General features: G+C 33.6%; 16 protein-coding genes. 13 read left to right on the top strand and 3 right to left on the bottom strand.

All coding sequences use genetic code 11. The annotated features are described in order from the left end of the window. Nucleotides 1-151 precede the first annotated feature (151 nt). The 6 genes from OLM54_RS10320 to katG all read left to right on the top strand — a co-directional run bounded on the left by OLM54_RS10320 (nucleotide 152) and on the right by katG (nucleotide 12307). Nucleotides 152-2140, top strand: coding sequence for a beta-mannosidase (locus OLM54_RS10320; protein WP_264538497.1), 1989 nt, complete (start codon nucleotides 152-154; stop codon nucleotides 2138-2140). A gap of 176 nt (nucleotides 2141-2316) precedes the next feature. Then, the gene (locus OLM54_RS10315) at nucleotides 2317-4593 is read left to right on the top strand and encodes a GH92 family glycosyl hydrolase (RefSeq protein WP_264538496.1); all 2277 of its coding nucleotides are present in this window, start codon (nucleotides 2317-2319) and stop codon (nucleotides 4591-4593) included. 547 nt (nucleotides 4594-5140) lie between these two features. Continuing rightward, on the top strand, nucleotides 5141-7426 hold the full coding sequence (locus OLM54_RS10310) for a GH92 family glycosyl hydrolase (RefSeq protein WP_264538495.1): 2286 nt from the start codon (nucleotides 5141-5143) through the stop codon (nucleotides 7424-7426). A gap of 4 nt (nucleotides 7427-7430) precedes the next feature. Further along, nucleotides 7431-8894, top strand: coding sequence for a glycoside hydrolase family 125 protein (locus OLM54_RS10305; protein ID WP_264538494.1), 1464 nt, complete (start codon nucleotides 7431-7433; stop codon nucleotides 8892-8894). A gap of 99 nt (nucleotides 8895-8993) precedes the next feature. Next, nucleotides 8994-9902, top strand: coding sequence for an ROK family protein (locus tag OLM54_RS10300; RefSeq protein ID WP_264538493.1), 909 nt, complete (start codon nucleotides 8994-8996; stop codon nucleotides 9900-9902). Nucleotides 9903-10042: 140 nt separating this feature from the next. Further along, nucleotides 10043-12307 carry a catalase/peroxidase HPI gene (gene katG / locus OLM54_RS10295; protein ID WP_264538492.1) on the top strand — a complete coding sequence of 755 codons (2265 nt, stop codon included), beginning with the start codon at nucleotides 10043-10045 and terminating at the stop codon, nucleotides 12305-12307. Between the two features lie 232 nt (nucleotides 12308-12539). Here katG and OLM54_RS10290 read toward each other — a convergent pair whose 3' ends face one another. The 3 genes from OLM54_RS10290 to OLM54_RS10280 all read right to left on the bottom strand — a co-directional run bounded on the left by OLM54_RS10290 (nucleotide 12540) and on the right by OLM54_RS10280 (nucleotide 15758). Next, the gene (locus OLM54_RS10290; protein ID WP_264538491.1) at nucleotides 12540-14519 is read right to left on the bottom strand and encodes a sensor histidine kinase; all 1980 of its coding nucleotides are present in this window, start codon (nucleotides 14517-14519) and stop codon (nucleotides 12540-12542) included. Between the two features lie 108 nt (nucleotides 14520-14627). Continuing rightward, complete coding sequence (locus tag OLM54_RS10285) at nucleotides 14628-14831, bottom strand: hypothetical protein (RefSeq protein ID WP_264538490.1); 204 nt, start codon at nucleotides 14829-14831, stop codon at nucleotides 14628-14630. A gap of 327 nt (nucleotides 14832-15158) precedes the next feature. Beyond that, complete coding sequence (locus OLM54_RS10280) at nucleotides 15159-15758, bottom strand: LytR/AlgR family response regulator transcription factor (protein ID WP_264538489.1); 600 nt, start codon at nucleotides 15756-15758, stop codon at nucleotides 15159-15161. 209 nt (nucleotides 15759-15967) lie between these two features. Between OLM54_RS10280 and OLM54_RS10275 the strand changes: the two genes are divergently transcribed. From OLM54_RS10275 to OLM54_RS10245, 7 genes are all read left to right on the top strand, one after another. Continuing rightward, nucleotides 15968-16624, top strand: coding sequence for a DNA-binding response regulator (locus OLM54_RS10275; RefSeq protein ID WP_264538488.1), 657 nt, complete (start codon nucleotides 15968-15970; stop codon nucleotides 16622-16624). Nucleotides 16625-16838: 214 nt separating this feature from the next. Next, on the top strand, nucleotides 16839-16985 hold the full coding sequence (locus OLM54_RS10270) for a TIGR04149 family rSAM-modified RiPP (protein WP_264538487.1): 147 nt from the start codon (nucleotides 16839-16841) through the stop codon (nucleotides 16983-16985). 86 nt (nucleotides 16986-17071) lie between these two features. After that, complete coding sequence (locus tag OLM54_RS10265; protein ID WP_264538486.1) at nucleotides 17072-18553, top strand: TlpA family protein disulfide reductase; 1482 nt, start codon at nucleotides 17072-17074, stop codon at nucleotides 18551-18553. 6 nt (nucleotides 18554-18559) lie between these two features. Continuing rightward, nucleotides 18560-20128 (top strand): thioredoxin domain-containing protein, encoded by a 1569-nt coding sequence (locus OLM54_RS10260; RefSeq protein ID WP_264538485.1) that lies wholly within the window; start codon nucleotides 18560-18562, stop codon nucleotides 20126-20128. A gap of 1 nt (nucleotide 20129) precedes the next feature. Further along, the gene (locus OLM54_RS10255; protein WP_264538484.1) at nucleotides 20130-21476 is read left to right on the top strand and encodes a DUF6734 family protein; all 1347 of its coding nucleotides are present in this window, start codon (nucleotides 20130-20132) and stop codon (nucleotides 21474-21476) included. Then, complete coding sequence (locus OLM54_RS10250; protein ID WP_264538483.1) at nucleotides 21473-23689, top strand: peptidase domain-containing ABC transporter; 2217 nt, start codon at nucleotides 21473-21475, stop codon at nucleotides 23687-23689. Before OLM54_RS10255 ends, OLM54_RS10250 begins: the two co-directional genes overlap by 4 nt. Nucleotides 23690-23715: 26 nt before the next feature. After that, on the top strand, nucleotides 23716-24996 hold the full coding sequence (locus tag OLM54_RS10245) for an HlyD family secretion protein (RefSeq protein WP_264538482.1): 1281 nt from the start codon (nucleotides 23716-23718) through the stop codon (nucleotides 24994-24996). Nucleotides 24997-25494 lie beyond the last annotated feature (498 nt).

Raw genomic sequence — 25494 nt, 5'->3', positions numbered from 1 at the left:
AAAGGTTCAAAGTCTCTGAGTTTCTAAGTTTTGTAAACTTTGTTTAACCTTGCGTACTTTTCGGTAAATTTATATTCAAATATTTTCAGAAAAAATCCGCTTAAATCTGCGTTATCCGCGTTCTATTATCACTTGCAGTAAAAAATAAAAAATGAAATTTATAAAAAGCTTTTATTGGTTAATATGTATTTGTATTGCGAATTTCTCGTTTGTAATCAATGCTCAAAACATTGATTTGAAAGAAGATTGGCAATACCGAGAAATTCATACCGATAAATGGTTTCCTGCAACAGTTCCCGGAGAAATTCATACCGATTTATTGCATAATAAAATAATTCCCGATCCATTTTATCGGGACAACGAAAAAAAAGTACAATGGATTGAAAAGAAAGATTGGGAATATAAAACCACTTTTCAGGTCAATTCATCGCTGTTAAAAAAGAAAAATACAGAACTCATTTTTGATGGTTTAGATACCTATGCAACCGTTTACTTAAACAATCAATTGGTTTTAAAAGCCGATAATATGTTTCGGCAATGGCGTGTTGATGTAAAAAAGGTTTTAAAATCAGGCAATAACGATTTGGTAATAGTTTTTAAATCGGCACAAAACGTTGTTGATTCACTTGCCAGGAAAGATTTGCCATTTGTAATTCCGGATAATCCAAGAGCGTATGTTCGTAAAGCACAATACCATTTTGGCTGGGATTGGGGACCAAAATTTACCACTTGCGGCATCTGGAAAATACCACGATTAGAAGCATTTGATGAAAAACCTGTCGATAAACCATACGTTTTAAACCGAAAAATAGAACTCATACAGCAACCGGACAGTCTTGGCAAATCGTTTTATTTTAAAATAGACGATAAACCGGTTTATATGAAAGGCGCCAATTATATTCCGTCAGATGCATTTTTATCCAGAGTTACCAAAAACGAATACGAAAAAGTAATTGCTCTCGCGAAAGATGCCAATATGAATATGCTTCGCGTTTGGGGCGGAGGAATTTATGAAGATGATTATTTTTATGATTTATGTGATAAAAACGGAATTTACGTCTGGCAGGATTTTATGTTTGCCGGAACAATGATTCCCGGAGATGATGCTTTTTTTGATAATGTAAAAAAAGAAGTTCAATATCAGGTAAAACGCCTTCGTCATCATCCAAGCATCGTTTTATGGTGTGGAAACAACGAAGCCGATGAAGCTTTTAAAAGCTGGGGATGGCAAAAAAGCATGAAAATGTCCAAACAAGATTCAACCCGTTTGTGGCACGATTACGTTCGATTGTTTCACGACAGTATCCCAAAATGGATAAAAGAAGTAGATACGAAACGACCTTATATTAGTTCGTCGCCATTATTTCACTGGTCAAATGAAAAAAGCACTACACAAGGCGACAGTCATTATTGGGGAACCTGGTGGGGATTGCAGGATGTTGAAATCACAGAGAAAAAAACAGGACGTTTTGTAAGCGAATATGGAATGCAGGCAATGCCGAATTATTCTTCTGTTGAAGCTTTTACCTTGCCGGAAGATCGATATTTATACTCCGATATTCTCGAAGCGCACCAAAAAGCCGGGAAAGGTTTCATGAAATTAGATTCTTATCTGAATCGCTATTTTATCAGTTCAGAAAAAATAAAGAAAATGACTGTTGAAGATTATACCTATCTCACGCAGTGTTTGCAATATTATGCTTTAAAAAATATTATCGGAATTCATCGTTCTAAAACGCCCTACAATATGGGAACTTTAGTCTGGCAGCTCAACGATTGCTGGCCCGTTGCAAGCTGGAGCGTAACCGATTATTACAACCGACAGCCAAAAGCAGCGTGGTATGCCATGAAAGAAGCGTACAGAGATGACAAAACACCAGAAATAGATTTAACGAGACCAATAGATTTAAAACTCGAAGACCCAAAAATAACATGGGAAATAAAAGGAAATAAAGTAGTTTTAAAATCCTCAAAATTTGCAAAATACGTATATGTTTCCATAAAAGGATATACCGGAAAATGGAGCGATAATTACATAGATTTAAAAGCAAACGAAGAAAAAACAATTTCTTTTGAAGGGGAGATAGAGAAGCCGGTTTTAAAGGTCTTTTCTTTATTTGAGGTTTTGAAAAAGTATTAATAGAGGTTCAAAGGTTCAAAGGTTCTAAGTTGCAAAGGTTCAAAGGTTTTTTGTAGAGTGCATAGCAGTGCGTCTTTAGGTTCAAAGATTAAAAAAAATATCTGCGTAAATCAGTTTAACCCGTGTCATCCGTGGCCCATTACACATTACACAAGTAAAATAAAAAATATAGAATAATGTTTATAAAGTATAATAAAACAGTTTTCATCAATATTTTAGCTATAAACCTGTTTTTTGCAAATCCTGCAATTTCACAGGAAAAGAAAACAAAAGAAAAAAATGCAGATTATACCCAATATGTAAATCCGTTTATAGGATCAGCGGGACATGGTCACGTATTTGTTGGAGCGAATGTGCCTTTTGGAGCCGTACAGTTAGGGCCTGTAAATATTTTTGAAGGCTGGGATTGGTGCAGCGGTTACAACTACGCCAGTAATACCATTTTAGGATTTACACACACGCATTTGAGCGGAACAGGAATTGGAGATTTAAACGATATTCTGTTGCTTCCGGTTTCAGGAAAAGTGCCGCTTTTTAAAGGCACAAAAGAAGATATGACAAACGGTTACGGTTCTTATTTCTCTCATGAAAATGAAATCAGCAAACCGGGTTATTACAGTGTTTTATTGGATAAATACAAAATAAAAGCAGAATTAACAGCCAGCGAAAGAGTTGGTTTTCATAAATATACTTTTAATTCTGCAACAGATTCTCATATTTTAATTGATCTTGCCGACGGAATAGGATGGGATAAACCGGTGAAAACATTCATCAAAAAAATAAATGAAACTACACTTGCCGGTTATCGCTTTTCGACAGGATGGGCGGCTGATCAGCGTATTTATTTTACGATAGAATTTTCAGAACCAATTTCAAATTTAGCTTTATACGATGATAAAACGGCTGTTTCAGGAAATGAAGGAGAAGGTTTAAAAATGAAAGCAATCGTAGATTTTACCGCTTTAAAAAACAAACAGGTTTTAGTAAAAGTAGGCATTTCTCCGGTGAGTTATGAAAACGCTTCTGCCAATATAAAAGCCGAGATTCCGAATTGGGATTTTGAAAATACAGTAAAAGAAGCCACTTCAAAATGGAACAAAGAATTAGGTAAAATTCAGATAAAAGCGAATGATAAAACCATGAAAGTTTTTTATACTTCGCTGTATCACACCGCTTTTGCGCCTTCTATTTTTAATGATGTAAACGGAGATTATCTGGGAACCGATAAAAAAGTATACGAAAAAGCAAATTTTACCAATTACACCACTTTTTCACTTTGGGATACATATCGCGGTTTACATCCGTTATACACCATTACGCAGCCCGATAAAATCAATGATATTGTAAAATCATTTCTGGCGATTTACGAACAGCAGGGAAGATTACCAGTTTGGCATTTAATGGGCAATGAAACCAATACGATGAACGGAAATCATTCGATCGCCGTTATTGTCGATGCTTATTTAAAAGGCTACAGAAATTACGATGTTAATTTAGCCTACGAAGCCATTAAAAAAACGGCAATGCAAACGCGCGACGGAATGGATTATGTGCAGAAACTGGAATATATTCCTGCCGATAAAATGCTTGAATCTGTTGGAAATGCTTTAGAATATGCGATTGATGATTATTGTGTGGCGCAAATGGCAAAGTCTTTAAACAAAACCGAAGATTATACATATTTCACGAAAAGAGCGAATTTATACAAATTGTATTTTGATAAGGAAACGACTTTTATGCGTGGCAAATTAACCGATGGAAATTGGAGAACACCCTTTAATCCGCTTTCATCTGCACATCGAAAAGACGATTATGTAGAAGGAAATGCGTGGCAATACACGTGGCTCGTGCCTCAGGATCCGTATGGTTTAATCGATTTATTTGGAAGCGAAAGTAAATTTTCAGCCAAATTAGATGCACTTTTTCTACAAACAGAAAAAGTAGAAGGTGAAGAAGTTTCGCCGGATATTAGCGGATTAATTGGTCAATATGCACAGGGAAATGAGCCAAATCATCATATTCCGTATTTGTATGCATACGCCGGAGAACCTTGGAAAACAGCCAAATTAATTCGTGAAATTGATGAAAAATTCTATTCCACAAAACCGGACGGATTATGCGGAAATGAAGATTTAGGGCAAATGTCGGCTTGGTACGTTTTATCTTCAATGGGATTTTATTCTGTTAATCCCGCAAACGGAATTTATGTTTTAGGAAGTCCGTTGGTAAACGAAGCAGTAATTCATCATAAAAAAGGAATTTCATTTACAATAAAAGCAATCGATAACAATGCTGAAAATATCTATATTCAAAAAGCAGCATATAACGGAAAACCGTATACAAAATCATTCATCACACAAGATATGATAGTAAAAGGAGGAGAGTTAAAATTGTTTATGGGAAGTAAACCTTCGACAACTTTTGGAGTGAAAAAAGAAGACAGACCTTTGTAGATTTAAGATTTAAGATTTTAGAATATAGATTTTAGAATATAGATTTTAGAATATAGATTTTAGATTTAAGAAGGTTCTTAGTTTACAGTCGCAGTTTTCAGTTTCCTAACAGGTTTTTAAAACCTGTTAGGTATAATTTAAGTTTTCAGGTTTACGTAAGCTTTCCTGCAAGGTTTTCAAAACCTTGTAGGTATTATTAAGTTTTCAGTTCCTAACAGGTTTTTAAAACGTGTCAGGTATAATTTAAGTTTTCAGGTTTACATAAGCTTTCCTGCAAGGTTTTCAAAACCTTGTAGGTATTATTAAGTTTTCAGTTCCCTGACAGGTTTTTAAAACCTGTCAGGAATAAAATAAGTTCTCAGATTTACGTAAGGCATTTTAGAAGAAGCATAACATACCTGTAAGGTTTTGAAAACCTTGCAGGATAAAAATTTAAGTTTTCAGGTTACGTTAGATTTTAGAATGTAGAATATAGAATATAGATTTTAGAGGTGTTTTTTTAGTCACAGTTTTCAGATCACATTTTACAACACACAATTCACACAAAATGAAAATAAAGAGTTTAATTTTTTTAGGGCTGTTACAATGCTGCATTTTTGTAAATGCACAAGTTAAAACTTTAGACCCGGCAGACTATGTAAATCCGTTAATGGGAACAGAATCATTGCCGAATCTTTCTAACGGAAATACGTATCCTGCAATTTGCAGACCTTGGGGAATGAATTTCTGGACGCCGCAAACGGGTAAAATGGGAGACGGCTGGGCTTATACCTACACCGCCGAAAAAATTAGAGGATTTAAACAAACACATCAGCCATCGCCGTGGATGAACGATTACGGACAGTTTTCGATTATGCCCGTAACCGGAAAATTAGTTTTTAACGAAGCCGACAGAGCAAGTTGGTTTAGCCATAAAGCTGAGGTTTCAAAGCCATATTATTACAGCGTTTATCTGGCAGATTACGACGTTACAACAGAAATTACAGCTACAGAAAGAGCGGCGCATTTTCAAATAACATTCCCTGAAAACGATCAGTCATCCATAGTTGTTGATGCTTTTGATAAAGGATCGTATATCAAAATAATTCCTTCTGAAAATAAGATTATCGGATATACAACCCGTAATAGCGGTGGCGTTCCAACGAACTTCAAGAACTATTTTGTGTTAGTTTTCGACAAGCCATTTGCGTCAAATTATACGTGGCATGATAAAACGCTGGAAAAAGATAAACTGGAAAAAACAAATAATCATGTCGGTGCCGTTGTTAATTTTAAAACTAAAAAAGGAGAAATAATAAACGTAAAAGTAGCTTCATCCTTTATCAGCGCAGATCAGGCAGAATTGAATTTAAAGAACGAATTAGGTTCGGCATCATTTCAGGAAACAGTGGCAAATTCTAAAAAAGAATGGAATACTGTTTTAGGTAAAATTGATGCAGAAGGAGGAAGCGATGAACAATTAAAAACATTCTATTCCTGTTTATACAGAACAGTTTGTTTTCCTCAAAAGCAATACGAAATAAATGCAAGCGGCGATATTGTGCATTACAGCCCTTATAACGGAGAAGTTTTGCCTGGATATATGTATGCAGGAACCGGTTTTTGGGATACTTTTCGAGCGCTGTATCCATTGCTTAATTTGGTTTATCCTTCCATAAATAAAGAAATGCAGGAAGGTTTAATAAACGATTATAAAGAAGGCGGATTTTTACCGGAATGGTCAAGTCCCGGTTTTAGAAATGTGATGGTCGGGAACAATTCTGCCTCTGTAGTTTCAGATGCTTATATCAAAGGATTAAGAGGTTATGATATTAATAAACTCTATGAAGCTTTAGTTCATGGTGCCAATAATGAAGGGCCAATGAGCGCCGTAGGTCGAAAAGGAGTTTCGTATTACAACACTTTAGGATATGTTCCTTACGATGTAAATATCAATGAAAATGCAGCGAGAACCTTAGAATACGCTTATGATGATTTTGCGATCTGGAAATTGGCAAAAGCCTTAGATCGTCCTAAAAAGGAAATTAATTTGTTCGAAAAAAGAATGCTGAATTATAAAAATCTGTACAATCCTGCAATCGGTTTAATGAGCGGCAGAAATAAAGACGGAAGTTTTCCCGCCAATTTTAATCCGTTTAAATGGGGAGATGCTTTTACAGAAGGAAATGCGTGGCATTACAGCTGGAGCGTTTTTCATGACATACAGGGTTTGATTGATTTAATGGGCGGCGAGAAAAATTTTACAGCAAAATTAGACGCTGTTTTTACAACACCTCCCGTTTTTGACGACAGTTATTACGGATCTGTAATTCATGAAATTCGCGAAATGCAAATCATGAATATGGGACAATATGCGCACGGAAATCAGCCCATTCAACACATGATTTATTTGTATAATTATGCAGGCGAACCGTGGAAAACACAATATTGGTCGAGAGAAGTAATGAATCGTTTGTATAAACCAACTCCTGATGGTTATTGTGGAGACGAAGATAACGGACAAACTTCGGCATGGTATATTTTTTCTGCAATGGGATTTTATCCCGTTTGTCCGGCAACAGACGAATACGTTCTTGGCGCGCCGTTATTCAAAAAAATAACACTGCAATTAGAAAACGGAAAGCAATTGATTATAAACGCTCCGGATAATTCAGATATCAGCAGATATGTTCAGGAATTAAAATGGGATAATTCAACGTATACAAAAAATTATATCAATCATTTTGATCTTTTAAAAGGCGGTGAATTAAATTTTGATATGACAAGTTCTCCTAATTTACAAAGAGGAACCTCAAAAAACGATTATCCCTATTCTTATTCAACTTCAAAATAATACTATGAATTCACGTAGAAAATTTATAAAAAATACAGGCATTTTTTCAGCAGGATTATTAGCAATTCAAGCAGATGCTTTTGGATTTAATTCAGATACTTTCAACTTCGCATTAAAAGATTTTATCAGCAAACGTCCACCGTTGGCAGAGCGAAAATTTACAAGTCCGGCGATAGAAGCAGCCATTGTTAAAATCAAAAAACAAATAGCAAATCCGGAATTGGCGTGGCTGTTTGAAAACTGTTTTCCCAATACATTAGACACCACAGTTGAGTTTGAAATTATTGACGGAAAACCGGATACGTATGTCATCACCGGCGATATTGATGCAATGTGGCTTCGCGATAGTACAGCCCAAATCTGGCCTTATATTCCGTTTGTAAAAGAAGACAAAAAACTTGCAGAATTAGTAAAAGGCGTGATTAATCGTCAGGCGAAATGTATTTTATTAGATCCGTATGCGAATGCTTTTTATAAAGATTTTACAAAAGAAAGCGAATGGAAAAATGATTTAACCAAAATGCAGCCCGGAATTCACGAACGTAAATGGGAAATTGACAGTTTATGTTACCCAATTCGTTTAGCACACGGATATTGGAAGGAAACCGGAGATTTAAGCATGTTCGATAAACAATGGAAAGAAGCCATGCTTTTGGTGCTTCAAACCTTTAAAGAACAACAAAGATTAGATGGAAAAGGCGGTCCGTACAGTTTTCAGAGACAAACCGCGTGGGCAACAGATGGCGTTCCGTTGGGTGGTTATGGATATCCCGTAAAACCTTGCGGATTAATCGTTTCCACTTTCAGACCAAGCGACGACAGTACATTGTTTGGATATTTAATTCCGAGTAATATGTTTGCTATTGAAGTTTTGGGTTATTTAATCGAAATCTTCTCGTTGCCGGCAATGTTAGACAAGGATTTAGTGGCAAAAGCTACAGCATTAAGAAATCAGGTTCAAAAAGGATTGGAAGAAAACGGGATTATCGAGCATCCAAAATTTGGTAAAATAATCGCTTTTGAAGTAAACGGATACGGCAGTTTTCACATGATGGATGATGCCAATGTTCCGTCCTTATTGTCATTGCCTTATTTGGGCGCGATAGAACCGGATAATCAGCTTTATTTAAACACCAGAAAAGTAGTTCTTTCAGAAAATAATCCGTTTTTCTATAAAGGAAAAGCCGGAGAAGGAATTGGAGGTCCACATACCGGAGTCGATACAATCTGGCCAATGAGTATTGTTTTGAGAGCGATTACAAGCGTCGACGAAAAAGAAATCAAAATGTGCATTAGCAATCTGATCAAAACAAATGCTGATACAGGTTTTATGCACGAATCATTTCATAAAGATGACGTAACCAAATTTACCCGAAAATGGTTTGCGTGGGCGAATACACTTTTTGGCGAAATGATTGTGCATACGAGCATTCATTATCCTCAGATTTTAAATGATAAGAATATTTAAAAATAAAAAATATATACCATTAAGATATTAAGAAAAATTAAGCACAGTTACTTCATTTTTCTTAATGCCTTAATGGTTCAAAATAAAATAAATAAAAGCATGAATGAAAATTACGCCGTAGGAATCGACATTGGAGGAACACATATTACTGCAGCGATTATCGACATAATAAACATGAAAGTGATTGATGGATCGTTGTATAAAGAAAGTTTCGATTCGAATATGCCAGTGCCGGAAGTCATGTCTGTTTGGGAAAAAGCAATTCGTATTTCTATTGAAAACTCTAAAATAGCAAACATAAAAGGTCTGGCTATTTGCATGCCCGGTCCGTTTGATTATGAAAATGGAATTTGCTGGATAAAAGACCAGTCAAAATACGAACATTTTTACGGTTTGAATGTTCGTGATTTGTTTCGGGAAACTTTAAAACATTCCGGCGATTCTCCGATTCTTTTTGAAAATGATGCGGTTTGTTTTGGAAAAGGCGAAGTATTTAAAAACGTACAAAATCGTAATAAAAAAGTCATGGCAGTAACTTTAGGAACCGGACTTGGCGCTTGTTTTATAGATAAAGGCGTTTCGATTTCTTCAGGAGAATTAGTACCGCAAGATGGGGAAATTTACAATCTTTCGTATAAAAACGGAATTGCCGAAGATTACGTTTCTGTACGCGGACTTTTAAATCATTACAAAGAAGTAACCGGAAAAAATCTCAACAATGGTTTAGAGCTTTTTAATTTGGCTGTTGCCGAAGATAAAATGGCAATACAGGTTTTTGAAGAAATGGGAGAAGATCTGGCATTAATTGTAAGTTCATGGTTAGAAAAATTTGAAGCCGATAGTTTTATTATTGGCGGAAAAATTGCAAATGCAAGCGAGTTTTTTCTGCCTGCCTTTAACAAAAAAATAAATGAAAAAGGAATTGAAATCAATGTTTCTGTTTCTACAGATAATGAAGTTGCTGCTTTATTAGGCGCCGCGAGCATGCTTTATACAGTGTCATTATAATAGATTTTATCTATGAAATTACATTAATATAATATCCATCTTAGATACAAAGTGTTTTGATTTTTGTAAATTAGTATTATCAAAATGGTAAGTTAATTCATAAGAAATAAAGAAATCAACACATAATTAAATTTGTAACTATGGAAAATCAATCAAACGACATCAGCAAGTGTCCATTTCATAATGGAAGCATGGACAATGCGGCGGCAACCGGTACAAAAAACCATGACTGGTGGCCAAAACAATTAAATGTAAATATCCTGAGACAGCATTCACCGTTGTCAGATCCAATGAGTAAGGATTTTAATTATGCTGAAGCATTTAAGAGCCTTGATCTTGAAGCAGTCAAAAGAGATTTACATGCATTAATGACAGATTCACAAGATTGGTGGCCTGCAGATTTTGGTCATTATGGAGGTTTATTTATTCGAATGGCCTGGCATAGCGCAGGAACATATCGCGTACACGATGGTCGGGGCGGAGCAGGTGCGGGACAACAGCGTTTTGCGCCGTTAAACAGCTGGCCTGATAACGTAAGTCTTGATAAAGCACGACGACTTTTATGGCCTATCAAACAAAAATACGGACGTAAAATTTCGTGGGCAGATTTGATGATATTAACCGGAAATATTGCTTTAGAATCTATGGGTTTTAAAACATTTGGTTTTGCCGGAGGGCGCGCTGATGTTTGGGAACCGGATGAAGCTGTTTATTGGGGTTCTGAAACAACTTGGTTAGGCGGAGATGAACGTTATAGCGATGGTTCTGAAGGTGTACCAAAAGAGCATGGCGTTGTATCGTCTGATGATGACGCAGACGGTCATGTTCATTCCAGAAATCTGGAAAAACCTCTTGCGGCGGTACAAATGGGACTTATTTATGTAAATCCTGAAGGTCCGGACGGAAATCCTGACCCAATTGCTGCTGCCAAAGATATTAGAGATACTTTTGGGCGTATGGCGATGGACGACGAAGAAACGGTTGCGTTAATTGCGGGCGGACATACTTTTGGTAAAACGCATGGCGCGGCGACTTCAGATCACGTCGATAAAGAACCGGAAGCTTCGGGACTAGAATTGCAGGGTTTTGGCTGGAAAAACAGTTTTGGTTCCGGTAAAGGTAAAGACGCAATTACGAGCGGACTTGAAGTTACCTGGACGACAACACCAACACAATGGAGTAATAATTTTTTCGAAAATTTATTTGCTTTTGAATGGGAACTTTCAAAAAGTCCGGGAGGCGCACATCAATGGGTCGCTAAAAATGCCGAAGCCATTATTCCCGATGCTTTTGACAGCAGTAAGAAACATTTGCCAACCATGCTTACGACTGATTTATCGCTTCGATTAGATCCTGAATATGAAAAAATATCCCGTCGCTTTTTAGAAAATCCTGATGCGTTTGCAGATGCTTTTGCCCGTGCATGGTTTAAACTGACACATAGAGATATGGGACCTCGCGATCGTTATTTGGGACCAGATGTTCCTCAGGAAGAATTATTGTGGCAAGATCCTATTCCGGAAGTAAACCATCAATTAATCGATGAAAATGACATTGCACAATTAAAAGAAAAAGTTTTAAATACCGGATTAAGCACATCACAATTGGTGGCTACAGCCTGGGCTTCGGCTTCTACATTTAGAGGTTCAGATAAACGCGGCGGTGCAAATGGAGCACGTATAAGACTTTCTCCGCAAAAAGACTGGCAAGTAAATAATCCCACACAGCTTCAACAGGTGTTAGACAAACTTGAAACGATCAAAACAGAATTCAATTCGGCACAAGACGGAAAAAAAGTCTCCCTTGCTGATTTAATTGTTTTGGCAGGTAACGCAGGTGTAGAAAAAGCAACAGGAAATACCGTTAAAGTTCCGTTTAGACCAGGTCGTATGGATGCATCTCAGGAACAAACTGATGTTGAATCGTTTGGATATTTAGAACCTAAAGCAGACGGTTTCCGCAATTACCGAAAAACAAAATCAACCGTTTCAACAGAAGAACTGCTTATTGATAAAGCAAATTTATTAACGCTTACACCGCCGGAGTTAACAGTGCTTTTAGGCGGATTACGTGTTTTGGATATTAATACTGTCGGAAGCAAAAACGGCGTTTTTACACATCGTCCGGGGCAATTAAGCAATGATTTTTTTGTAAACCTGCTGGATATGAATACGCAATGGCAAACGGTATCAAATGATAAGGAGCTTTATTCAGGAAACGATCGTAATACCGGACAGCCAAAATGGTTAGGAACACGCGCCGATCTTGTTTTTGGATCTAATTCAGAATTAAGAGCAATTGCAGAAGTTTACGCAAGTGCAGATGCGCAGGAAAAATTTATAAATGACTTTGTTACAACATGGAATAAAGTAATGAATTTAGACCGATTTGATTTGGCAAAATAAAAACTATCAAAATAATAATTAAACCCGTTGGTTGTAATGCTTGAAAATTTAATTAAACACATAGAAGCATAGATTGTTTCTCACACATAGCTATGTTCGTTAATGCAAGTGAAACGACTTTTTGAGTTCAATAATTCTATGTTTCTATGTGTTAAAAAGAATTGCACCCAAAGGGTAATTAAATTAAAAGAGGAGCTACAATGGCTCCTCTTTTAAATTTTAAGAATAATGCTTAAAAAATAACTTCAATTGTAGTTCCGTTTCCTAAATCAGAAGTTATTTTTAATTCGCCATTGAGCGCGTTGGTTCTTTCTTCAATATTTTTTAAACCAATGCCATGTTTTACTTTTTCGGGATTAAATCCGTTTCCGTTATCCCAAATTCGAATCGTGATTTTATCTCCCGTTTTTAATAGCATAATATAACATCTTTCGGCATTCGAATATTTGTTGATATTTTGTAAAGCCTCCTGAATAATGCGGTAAATGTGTATTTTATTGATGCTTGAAACCGAAAACCAATCGATATATTTATCTACTGATATATCAAATTTTGTATCAAATTGATTCTTTTGAGATTCAACGAGATGTGTCACTATTTCAGGAAAACTCATATCTTCAAAAAGCAGGTTTTGCGTTAAATTGTGCGAAACCCGTCTGATTTCATTTTCTGTTTTTTCAAGTTCCTTCACCAATTGTTCTTTTTTATCTGTTTGAACAGAATCCAATTGAATAAGATTAAATCGGGTGGTAAAAACGCTGTTCACAATGCCATCGTGCAATTCCATTGCAATACGATTTCTTTCTTCATTTCGTGCCAATTCAGTTTCAGATTGCTGCTGTAACATTAATTGGTAAATTTTTTCGTTGGCTTCCTGTTGTTCCTTGATATAAAACAGTTCTTTATTTTTTGATTTTAATCGATAGATGATAAAGAATATTAATGAAAAAAGAATTACGATTCCAAACCCGATAATAATAGAGCTGTTTCTTTTTGATAAAATTTCATTTTTTTCTTCAACCTGATCGGTTTCAAAAGCAATTCGTGCAAATTGATTTCTCGTTATTCTTTCTACTTTTTGCAGGCTGTCGTCAATTTTTAAATATTGATTGGTATAATAAGTTTTGTTTTCTAAATCATTCTCCATCAACAATTTTAAAGACTGAATCGTTAATTCGTTCGATTTTATTTTTTGCGAAATTTCAAATCCTTCTTTTATATATTCTAATGCTTTTACCGTATCTTTTTTAAATAGAAAATATTGCCCGATATTAATTTTATTAGATATTATAATCGGCTTTATATCAAGACTATCGCTTACCTTTAAGGATTCACTTAAAAGCTTGTATACGTTTGTATAATTTCCAATCTTCATTTGAGAATTTCCAAGATTATCCAGCAGCATGGCATACGATTTTGGATAATTTTGTTTGATATCCTTGATCTGTAAAGCAGTTTTATATAATTGAATTGCCTTTTTATGATTATTTAGTTTTTCATAAATTCTGCCCATATTATTGCAGCAGGAAATTCTTGATTTAATAATTTTTTCCTTTGGATAATTTTCTTTTTCAAGCTGGTTTAATTGCTTTAAGGCGAGATTGAAATATTTTAAAGAGTTGGAACAATCATTCACTTCATTTAATGAAATAGCCAATAAAACATACGATTCGTAGATTAATCGCGTATTATTCGTTTTCGAAAGTAATCGTAAAGCGCTAACGGCCTCAATTTCACTTTCAGAAAAAATTCCGGCATCAAACAAAATTCCTGCTTTATATAATTTTGTTCTTCCAGAATTTAAAGTGTCGTTTTTTATTTTGTAGAGTCTTTCAGACTGAGAATAATAACTAAACGCGCTGTCTAATTGCGATTTTTGTTCGTAATAATCACCAAAAAAATACAATGCTTTTGCGATATGAGTTGTGTCATCCTGCTTTAATCCCAGATTGTGAACTTTTTTAACCGTAGTTAAAAATTTTTCATATTGACCAATATTGTAATATTTACTGGCAATTTTAAAGTATAGATTTCTTGTAACAGAATCATTTTCATATTTTGATACGTAATTAAAAATAGTATCGACTATTTCTTCTTTACGATCATTTTTTAATGTTTCTGAATCGGTATCTTTTAAAGCCTCAATTACGGCTTTCTTAAATTTATTGGAATAATTTTTTTTGTGGCATGCTAGTATTAAAAAAAAAACCAATAAGATTATTTTAGATTTTATGTTCAATGTTTTTTGGAAAAAAATTTATCCAAAAATAGCTATTAATAACCAGATAATTTTCCTAATTATCTGGTTATTATAAAAAAATTATCCTTGATTTTTATCTTTATCAGATATTTCAAGCAGATTTTGAGGAGTTGTATTATGTATAGAGTCAATAATTACCGGTGGCAAAATCTGGTCTTTGTTTATTAAATTTTCTGTTTTTCCCTCGTCTAAATTGTCAGTAGAGCAAGAAGAAATGATGACCATCGCAGCAATAGAGCCAATAGCAAATAATAGCTTTTTCATAAAAAAATAAATTAAATAATTAGTAAATATTATTTTCAGGCATGATTCCAATACGGAATTACCTTTTTTGAAAAGCCGGGAATTGACTATTCTGATTACTGAAAATGACATTGCTTAAAAGCAAATTTTTCCCCATTTTCAATAATTATTTTGGTTTATTATAATGGCAAATAAACAGGAAAAAAGAGGTTTCGTTTTTAGTTTTCCACTAGCTTATAGTGATCCTGTTTGTTACGGTAGTTTTAAGTATAATCGAAGTGGTGAAAAGGACCATTTGAAATAATAAGGAATATTTTGGTCTTTTTTGGATAGAAAAAATGCCGGATTTTAAATGTTTATTTTTCTGATTATAGAATCTACATTATCTTTATAAGTAAGTGAAAATGGCAGTATTTCGTTGTAATTTAGATAGCATTTTGATTTGCTGAAATGTATTCGCGAAACATGATTAATGTTTACGATATAGCTTTTATGGATTCTGAGAAAATAAAAAGGCAGCGTACTCTCAAAATGTTTTAAAGTTTTATACGCATTCACAATTTTTCCGTTATCCATTTGAATGTCAGTCGTATTATTGTCTGCCTTTAAATACGTTACATTTTGCAGGGGAACAAAATGATAATCGCTGTACGATTTAATACAAATACTTGTTGCAAGGTTAATTGGGTTTTTCTTTTCAAATTTAAAGAGCAGTTTACCTAATTCATGCAATTGCAATGGTTCTGTCAAATAATCTGAAAATCCGGATTGTATGGCTTCAAAGGCAAAATTTGGAGATGAAGCGAGGGCAACAAAATAAGGGATCGATTCTATATATTGAAATAATTCGGCTATGGTTTTAAAAAGTGACGTTCTTTCATCAGATTTTGCAGGAATTTGTACAATTACCAATTGTGGTTTTAATTTTATAATTTGGTTTATTGCCATTTGACTATCTTTGGCTACACCGGCACAAAAATAGTTAGGAAAATTCTCAAAAAGTTCTAAATTTTTTTTAGCATTGGAGACATTGTCATCAATAATAAGAAAGGAAAACCGCATAGATTATACTAATAAAAGAAAGCGCAAGCTAGAAAAGTTTAAATTTTTACTGTTGCAGAAAAACTGCCTATTTTGTTAAAGTTAAATTCGTAATCATGAATATACTTGTTGTAGATGACCATCCGATGACTGTAGAAGGCTATATTAATGCGCTTTCCGGAGCTTCTTTTGCTTCAAATGAACCTCATTTTACAAAAGCGCATAATTGCGAAGAAGCTTATTTTGCTATAACGGGCAGTATTGCGGCAAAACAATCTTTTGATATTGCCATTGTCGACAAAGGACTTCCTGCTTATGAGGAAAAATCTATTTTTTCGGGCAGTAATTTAGCCTTGTACATTAAAGACGTTATGCCAAATTGTAAAATCATTATGATTACGGCACACACAGAAATTATTATCGTGTATGATATTGCAAAAAAAGTACGCCCTGAAGGATTAATTATAAAAAATGACATCACGCCCGAGAAATTGCAGGAAGCCGTTACAGATGTAATGCAAGGCAAACAATATCAAAGTCCTACGGCAAAAAAATGCATCAATGAAATTTGGAAAAAGGAATTAATGGTGGAAGATTACAACCGCCAGATTATATTTTATTTATCCAAAGGTTTTAAAATAAAAGAACTCGATGGCGTTATTTGTTTGACCACCAGCGCGATTCAAAAACGTATTGTCCGCATGAAAAAAGTCTTCGACGTAACTGACGATTCCGGATTAGTGAAAGAAGCAATAAAACAAGGGTTTATTTAAACACACTTCACGATTTTAACATATTTTACTTATTAATCACCTTCTTTGTTAAAGGTTGTTTCGGATATATCAGCAATCCATTTCTTCTTTATATGTTTGGCAGAAGTTATTAAAAATCTTACGAAAAAAACTAAAGTGCACTTTGGATTAATTTCTGAGATTGGAGATAATTTGAACTTTTTAAACTATTTATTAATCATCAAAAAAACCTAAGATGAAAAAATTAAACCTAAAAGACGTTAAAAATGCTTTGAACAGAGACGAAATGAGAACAATTTCCGGGGGGTCATTTTCTTGTTATTGTAATGGATCTTATAACGGACAATCTGGATCAGTTTCAGATTGCGTTGGTAGATGCTAATTTCTGCGAAAAAGCAATAAATGGTTGGGGCTGATTTATTTCAGCCTCAATTTTATTACAGTCATGTTCCCAAATTAGATTATAAAATGAAAAATATTTTTTTAATTGCATTCTTACTTTTATCCCTATTAAAAGTTCATTCGCAAAATATTGAAGTTGAGGTAAATATTCAGGATTCTAAAGACTCAACTAAAATTTGGTTTAACAAATCTGTAGATGAAAATTTTAGTAATTACTTCTATAATTGTGAATTTGCAACGATAAAAAATAATTCTTTTAAAAAGACATTTCATTTAAATGGTTCAGGAGTAATGATGATCAACGGAAGTAATTTTAATCCGAAAATCAAACTCATTGCGACTAAAGGCGATAAGATAAAAATTGCCGTAAAACGTGATAAAAGTGTTTTTACAGTAAAATTTGAAGGCAGTAATGCTTCAGGTCTTGAAGAATTATACAACTCACCTTATTTGACCCGAAAAAAACTTACGCCGCTTATTGGTGATTTAATTCCAAAAACAAAAAACGCTGACGAAGTTGTAACTGAAATAGAAAATATCAAAGTAAAAGCTTTAACCCCTTTTAAGAAATTATTGGAAGAAAAGAAAATAACAACGGCTTTCTACCATACGCTTAATCTTGATGTTGATTTATTATTTTTAGAAACAACGTATGATATCGTGGGCTTTTATGCCAATAATCCTGAAAATTTCAAAAAACAGCAACTTTCAACAGAGCAGTTAAATGCGGTGATTGTAGCATTTGATAAAAAGTATAATGTTTTTGACGAAAAATATAATATTTGCGAGGGAGTTTCAAGAGTTTCGACGATTGAAAAAAAATGCGCTAACATAAAAAATAAAATACTTCCGGGCGAAAAATATGATATTGGTCTTTGGACTGCTGAACAAGAGCAAAATAATTATGCGCCTGTAAAATATCAGGAATTAATTATGTGCAGCACGATTGCGATTGCCGGTTTTGGGGAAGCAAAATGCACGTTTGAAAAATTTAAAGAGAAATTTCCAAACAGCGTGTATTTAAAAAAGTTGAAAGCAATAAGTGACGATGAAAAATTAAGTGCCAACATTCCGTTGTATTCGTTTGGAACTTATTCAAATCAATCTAAAAAAATAATTTATACCGAGACAAAACAATATCAGGATTTAGCCCAGCTTATTGCGGAGAAATTTAAAGGAAAATTTGTTTTTGTAGATTTATGGGCATCATATTGCGCGCCTTGCAAAGTGGAGTTTAGATATGCCGAAGGTTTGCATAAATTCCTGAATAACAACAATGTCGAAATATTGTATGTTTCTGTTGATAATGCAAGTCAAATTCAAAAATGGGAAAAAGACATTTACGGATTTGAGTTAAAGGGAAATCATTATTTTGCATCAAACACTATTTTAGCGAGTTTAAAAAAGATGTTGAATGAAAAAAATGACGTCTATATACCAAGGTATTTACTTTTTAATGCCAATGGAGAGTTAGTTTTAAAAAACGCAAAGAACCCGTCTGAAGGGGAAAATTTGTATTCCGAAATTCGAAAATCGCTTAATTTCTAAAACAAAATGAACGAAGATTTAAATTACCTTTTTCAATATTTGGAAAAGGAAGGGATAACTATTGACAAAACTGAATTTTTATATCAAATAAAATCACATCCGGATTATCCTTCTTTATTGTCGATTGCAGATACGCTGAGTTTTTTTTCTATTGACAATCAGGCGATTCAGGTTGATAGTACAGAAATTGAATTATTGCCTGATTTATTTATCGCTCTTTTAAAAAAAGATCACGGACATCAGCATCTTTATTTGGTGGAACAAAAAGATGAAACATATTTTTTATTTGAAGAGGGAAAAAATGTTGTGGTTTCAAAAGCAGATTTAATTGATAAATGGCGCGGTATTGTATTGTTGATTGAAAAGTCAGAATCGGTAGTAATAAAATCTAAAAGAAGTTTTGGATGGATTTTACCATCGTTATGTTTATTGCTGTTTTTGGCTGAATTGGTTGTTTTAAAAGCAGATCTAAAAACAAAGTTATTTTTTGGTTTTCCCATAATGGGTTTTTTGTTTTCGATGGCAGCTTTAAAAGATTTGTTCGAAACAAAAAGCGAATTAATTAATAAATTCTGCAATATTTCAACTTCTACAAGTTGTACAACAGTGGTAAGTTCAGACAAATGGGCAATTTTTAAACTTATCAATTTTAGTGATTTAAGTGTTGTTTTTTTTGTTTCGCAATTTATTGGTTTATTCTCTTTTTTACTGGCGGGCGATAGTGCGGAGTTTTTTAATATCCAGATCATGTTACTTTTTGCATCGGTTCCGGTAACGCTGCTTTCGCTGTATTTTCAAAAGTTCGTAGAAAAAAAATGGTGTCCGATTTGTTTGGTTATTGTGACGTTAATTTTGGCTGAATTAAGTTATTTATTGGTCACCGGAACCGTTAGTTTTTCTGTTTCTGTTAATTCAATTCTTTTATTTGGCTTGCTTTTTTTGGTTGTTGCAAACAGCTGGTTTGTATTAAAAAAGATTTTAGTAACGCAAAAAAAGTTGAAAGAATTTAAGCTTAAAGCGAATCGATTTTTGCGCAATTATCAAATTTTCAAAAACTCACTTCTTTCAAAAGAAAAAGTCGAATTGCCTTTTACGCATATTGTTTTAGGAAATCGCGAAAGCAATGTTCAGATCACCATATTAACAAATCCGTTTTGTGGTCATTGCAAAGATGCCCATGAAGTTATAGAAAGAATTCTCGAAAAATACGGTAAAACAGTTCAAATCAAAATCATTTTTAAAACTGATCTGGAGCAGGAAAATGAAGAACGAAAATTGTTTTTTAGAACCTTAATGGGAATTTATATCGAAAATGGCGAGGAAATATTTAAGCACGCATTAAACGATTGGTTTCATCATAAAAACATCGAAAACTGGCTTGAAAAATATCAATTAGAAACTATAAATACCAAGAAAATTGATGCCACATTCAACCTTCAAAATAATTGGTGCAAAACAAACGACTTTAATTTTACTCCCGAAATTTTTGTAAACGGATATGTGTTTCCGGAAGCGTATGAAAGAGAAAATTTAGAATTATACATAACAGAACTAACAGAAGATAAAAATTTTTAAGATGAAGATAATACAAAGTTTTTGGGCAGGAAATCAAAAAGATTTTACAAATAGTTACGGCTGGCTTGATTATAAATACAATTGGATGAGCTGGATTTTAAGCTGTCATCAATTGGTAAAATATCATAAAGATGTTGAATTGTTTACAGATAGTTTTGGTTACGAAATACTTATCGAAAAATTACAATTGCCATACACAAAAGTTCATGTTGTTTTAGATGAACTTAATAATTACCATAAAGATCTTTGGGCTATTGCTAAAATCAGAACTTTTCAATTGCAGGATGAACCTTTTCTTCATGTTGACGGCGATGTTTTTGTTTGGGAATCGTTGACGGATAAATTCAGCAACTCAAATTTAGTTACTCAAAATCTAGAAGTAACTACCGGATATTACCGTAATCGCTGGGATGCAATTTCGCCAAACATCAATTATTTGCCGGATGAAATGAAGGGTTTTCATGAAGATACTTGCAATCTTGCCTGCAATATGGGAATTATTGGCGGTACAAATATTGAGTTTTTTCAGGATTTTTGTGCCCGAAGTATGGAGTTTGTAGATCGAAATACAAAAGCGTGGAGTGATCAGGATAATTTGAATTTTAATGTTTTTTTTGAGCAGGTATTTTTTTATGGTGCGTGTCTTAAAACCAATCAAAAAATTGACTTTTTATTTCAGGAAACGCCAAAAGATAATTTATATATTGGTTTTGGTGATTTTGATAAAGTGCCGTACAGAAGAACTTATTTGCATTTATTAGGCGTTTACAAAAGACACGGAGCCGTTTGTAAAGCCATGGAAATCTATGTGATGCAGCATTATACAGAAATGTATTCGAAACTTATGGGTTTAATAAACGAAGCAGATTCTACGAATAAGGAAATTGATTATTTAACAAAAGACAGAGTTCATGAATTGGTTTCTGAATTTGAAAAAGAGCTGAAAATAAATCAGTTTGAGTCTGAAAATTTCCTGTTGAAACGCGATTTATACGGCGGCGGTTTAACTCAAATATTTGACTTTTCGTTAGAAGAAAAAGATGATTTTAATATCGTATTGCTGAATTGTTTTTACAAGAAAACAATTGTCGAAAAAGACGAACCGATTGAAATTATTGAAATAAAAGAGCATAATTCGGTTTACAATCAATATGAAGTCGATGAGATCGATTTAATTATGTTAGACGAGTTATCGAAACCAACGTTGTACAGTGATTTTATCGAAAAACTAAAAACGTATTTTGATGATGATACAGAAGAGGATTCAGATGACGAATTTCTACTTTTAATAAATAACAGACTAAGAAATTATCTTGTTTATAAAATAATTAGCATTTATTCAAATTGAAAAATTTCCCCAATTTTAAGCAATCAGAATCTAAGGATTGCGGACCTACTTGCTTAAAAATTATTGCAAAACATTACGGTAAAATACTCAACATTCAGGAACTGCGCGAGTATAGTGAAACGAATCGCGAAGGCAGTAATCTATTGTTGTTGAGTGATGCGGCAGAAAAAATAGGTTTTAGAACTTTAGGTTTTAAAACAAGCTGCGAAAAACTCGAAGAAGTGCCGCTTCCTTGTATTTTACATTGGAACAAGATGCATTTTGTGGTACTTTATAAAATTAAAAAAAATAAATATTATGTTTCTGATCCGGCTTTTGGATTGTTGGAATATGATGAAAGCAATTTTTTAAAAATGTGGATTGGCAACAATTCTGATGAAACCACAGAGGAAGGGATCACTTTGTTATTGGAGCCAACGCCAAAATTTTTTCAAAGTGATTTTGAAGCTGAGGAGAATAACACCTTTGGTTTTGCACTATTAACAAAGTACATTTTACCGTATAAAGCTTTTTTGACACAATTAATTATAGGGTTATTTGCGGGCAGTTTATTACAGCTTGTTTTTCCTTTTTTAACGCAAAGTATTGTCGATGTTGGTATACAAAACCGAAACATACATTTTATTTATTTAATTCTTTTTGCGCAGTTATTTTTATTTTTTGGAAAAACGGCTTTGGAGTTAATCCGAAGCTGGATTTTATTGTATCTCTCTGCACGTATTAATATTTCTTTGATTTCTGATTTTTTTATCAAATTAATGAATTTGCCAATTTCATTTTTTGATGTTCGAATGACGGGAGATATTATGCAGTGCATTAATGATCATCACCGAATTGAACGTATTTTGACAACGTCATCGCTTAATGTTTTGTTTTCGGTAATTAATATGGTGATTATGGGCGGGGTTTTGGCGTATTATAATATTCAGATTTTTGTTGTTTTCTTTTTAGGAAGCTTTCTCTATTTTCTTTGGGTAATTCTTTTTTTAAAACGCAGGGAAGTCCTTGATTACAAGCGTTTTTCAGAAACAAGTCAGGAACAAAGTAAGGTAATTGAACTTATTAGCGGCATGCAGGAAATTAAACTGCACAATGCGGAGAAACAAAAACGCTGGGGTTGGGAATATGTTCAGGCACGATTGTTTAAGGTGTCGATGAAAGGTTTGGTATTAGAACAAACGCAAACTATTGGGTCTAATTTTATCAATGAATTAAAGAATATTATTATCATTTTTCTTTCCGCAAAATTGGTTATCGACGGACAAATAACTTTGGGGGTTATGATGGCGATAGCCAGTATTGTTGGGAGTTTAAATGGTCCGATTTTACAATTAATAAGTTTTATTCGGGAAGTTCAGGATGCGAAAATATCGTTGTCGCGCTTGTCAGAAATACATAAAAAAGAAGATGAAACGCAACAGGAAATAAACCAGACAAAGGATATTCCAAAAGATTGTGATATCGTTATTAAAGATTTGTCTTTTCGTTATATAGGTTCTGATATTCCGGTTCTTCAAAATTTAAATTTAACTATTCCGGCTCACAAAATTACAGCTATTGTTGGTACTAGCGGCAGCGGAAAAACGACTTTGATGAAATTGCTCTTGAAGTTTTATGAACCAAATAGCGGAGAAATAAATTTAACGACGCAATATAAGGATCAGATTAATTCGGTTTCATTGGGAATGACGGTTCAAAAATCCTGGCGCAGCAATATTGGTGCGGTTATGCAGGAGGGTTTTATTTTTAATGATACAATTGCCAATAATATTGCCATTGGCGTTGATATTATTGATAAAAAAAGGTTGGTTTATGCTGCCGATGTGGCGAATATTACGGAGTATATCAACGGTTTGCCTTTGGGTTATAATACTAAAATAGGTATGGAAGGGCAGGGCATGAGTACGGGACAAAAACAGCGTTTGCTTATTGCGAGAGCGGTTTATAAAAATCCCGAAATGTTATTTTTTGATGAAGCGACTTCTGCTTTGGATGCTAATAATGAAAGGGTTATTATGGAAAAATTAAATCTTTTTTTCAAAAATAAAACGGTTGTTGTTATTGCGCATCGATTAAGTACGGTTATGGATGCTGACCAGATTGTGGTACTTGAAAAAGGAAAAATAATTGAAATTGGCAATCATCAGGAATTAGTAAGCCAGCAGGGAAGTTATTATAAATTGGTTCGCAATCAATTGCAGTTAGGAAATTAGAATTTATACTATAAAAAGAAGAAATAATGTCTGATTACAAAGAATTGGAACTTCGTAGTGAAGAAGTGCAGGAAATACTGACCCGAATTCCAAATTGGATGATTCGCTGGGGAACAATTGTAGTTTCAGGAATAATTTTCATGCTTTTTCTGGCAACCTGGTTTATTAAATATCCTGATACGGTTTCGGCGTCAATTGTTATAACAACTAATATTCCTCCTGAAAAAATAGTGGCGAGATCGACGGGTAAAATTGAAACTATTTTGGTACATGATAAAGAGATTATTCCTAAAAATACGCCTCTTGCCATTATTCAGAATACAGCCAATTATAAGGATGTTTTTTTACTGAAAAAACTTTTAGAGGATTATAATAAAGGACAAAGATTTGATTTTAAACAATTAGAAAATGTTCAACTTGGCGATATCGAAAGTGCTTACGCCGCTTTTCATGCCGCTTATATTGCTTATGATTTAAACAGTGATTTAAAACCTTATGAAGTTGAGAGAAACGCACAAGATTCTGAAAGTGTGCAAATTGCAGCTCGTTTGGCAATTTTGCAGCAGCAAAAAAGTTTAAATGAAAGTGAATTATTATTACAGAAAAATGACGTGAATCGTTATGAAACTTTGTTTAATAAAGGAGTAATTTCTGCCCAGGATTTTGAGGTGAAAAAGCTGGGATATCTGCAGGCAGAAAAAAGTTACAGGAGTTTGTTGAGTACTATTTCGCAATTGAAATCAACGTTGATAGATAATTCCAGAAATAGTAAAAGCAATACAATTAAAGGAACAACTGAAGAAATAAATTTGGAAAGCAGTAAAAATCAAACCTTTTATCAATTAAAAAAGGTGATAAAGGATTGGGAATTGTCGTATGTTTTGCAATCGTCAGTTATGGGCAAAGTTACTTTTTTGCAAATTTGGACGGCGAATCAAACGATTACAACGGGTGACGCTATTTTTGCCGTTATACCGGCTTTAGAAAAAGGATATATTGGAAAACTGAAGGCTCCGGCGCTTAATTCAGGAAAGATTCTGGTAGATCAGGATGTTAATATTCGATTGACTAATTTTCCTGATAGTCAATACGGAATTTTGAATGGTAAAATCAAGAATATTTCATTAACGCCTGATAAAGACGGAAATTTATGGATTGATGTGGTTTTACCTAAAAATCTTGAAACATCGTATAATAAAACAATCCCGTTTCAGCAGGAAATGTCTGGAAGCGCAGAGATTATTACCGAAGATTTAAGATTAGCAGAACGATTGTTATACCAGTTTCGGGATATTTTTAGAACGTAGAATAATGAAAATAATGGTAGCAGAGATAGTAAATGAAATTGTCAATTCGCGTTAGAATGACAAATAAGGGGTAACCAAAATGACTTGCAAAGTTTGTCTTAAACTACAAATCTAACAACTTTTAGTGGCAAAAACAGATCCAAATAAGTCCAATATTTGCATTGTAATTTAAACCTAAGTTTTATAGTTTTTGTTTTTTAAACTTCTTAAATATTTAAAAAAGAGAAGTTTCGAAATTTTTTTGGCTAAAAAAGAGAGCGAAAGCTCTCTTTTTTTTATGTCTTTTTTTAAATAATCAATGATTTTTGAGCTGTATTTTAATTTTTATTCAATTTTTTTTTAATGGAATTAGTCCCAGTAAAATAACGAATTTTAACATGTTTTTACGTTCAAATAATCCTAAAAAATGAAAATTAAATTTTTTATTTGTTTTTTGTATGCTGAAATTCAATACCTTAGTAATTCAAAAGCCACAATACCTCTTTTCATTTTTCAAAT

The organism is Flavobacterium sp. N1736, from assembly GCF_025947065.1.
GTDB lineage: Bacteria > Bacteroidota > Bacteroidia > Flavobacteriales > Flavobacteriaceae > Flavobacterium.
Note: the sequence above shows the minus strand (reverse complement) of the source record. Positions and strands in the feature narration are given on the sequence as shown.

Bases quoted from the DNA above. Each gene is read 5' to 3' on its own strand.
- OLM54_RS10255 (WP_264538484.1), top strand. From the start codon at position 20,130: ATGAAGATAATACAAAGTTTTTGGGCAGGAAATCAAAAAGATTTTACA.
- OLM54_RS10300 (WP_264538493.1), top strand. From the start codon at position 8,994: ATGAATGAAAATTACGCCGTAGGAATCGACATTGGAGGAACACATATT.
- OLM54_RS10310 (WP_264538495.1), top strand. From the start codon at position 5,141: ATGAAAATAAAGAGTTTAATTTTTTTAGGGCTGTTACAATGCTGCATT.
- OLM54_RS10285 (WP_264538490.1), bottom strand. From the start codon at position 14,831: ATGAAAAAGCTATTATTTGCTATTGGCTCTATTGCTGCGATGGTCATC.
- OLM54_RS10315 (WP_264538496.1), top strand. From the start codon at position 2,317: ATGTTTATAAAGTATAATAAAACAGTTTTCATCAATATTTTAGCTATA.
- katG (WP_264538492.1), top strand. From the start codon at position 10,043: ATGGAAAATCAATCAAACGACATCAGCAAGTGTCCATTTCATAATGGA.
- OLM54_RS10280 (WP_264538489.1), bottom strand. From the start codon at position 15,758: ATGGCAATAAACCAAATTATAAAATTAAAACCACAATTGGTAATTGTA.
- OLM54_RS10270 (WP_264538487.1), top strand. From the start codon at position 16,839: ATGAAAAAATTAAACCTAAAAGACGTTAAAAATGCTTTGAACAGAGAC.
- OLM54_RS10275 (WP_264538488.1), top strand. From the start codon at position 15,968: ATGAATATACTTGTTGTAGATGACCATCCGATGACTGTAGAAGGCTAT.
- OLM54_RS10305 (WP_264538494.1), top strand. From the start codon at position 7,431: ATGAATTCACGTAGAAAATTTATAAAAAATACAGGCATTTTTTCAGCA.
- OLM54_RS10245 (WP_264538482.1), top strand. From the start codon at position 23,716: ATGTCTGATTACAAAGAATTGGAACTTCGTAGTGAAGAAGTGCAGGAA.
- OLM54_RS10265 (WP_264538486.1), top strand. From the start codon at position 17,072: ATGAAAAATATTTTTTTAATTGCATTCTTACTTTTATCCCTATTAAAA.
- OLM54_RS10320 (WP_264538497.1), top strand. From the start codon at position 152: ATGAAATTTATAAAAAGCTTTTATTGGTTAATATGTATTTGTATTGCG.
- OLM54_RS10260 (WP_264538485.1), top strand. From the start codon at position 18,560: ATGAACGAAGATTTAAATTACCTTTTTCAATATTTGGAAAAGGAAGGG.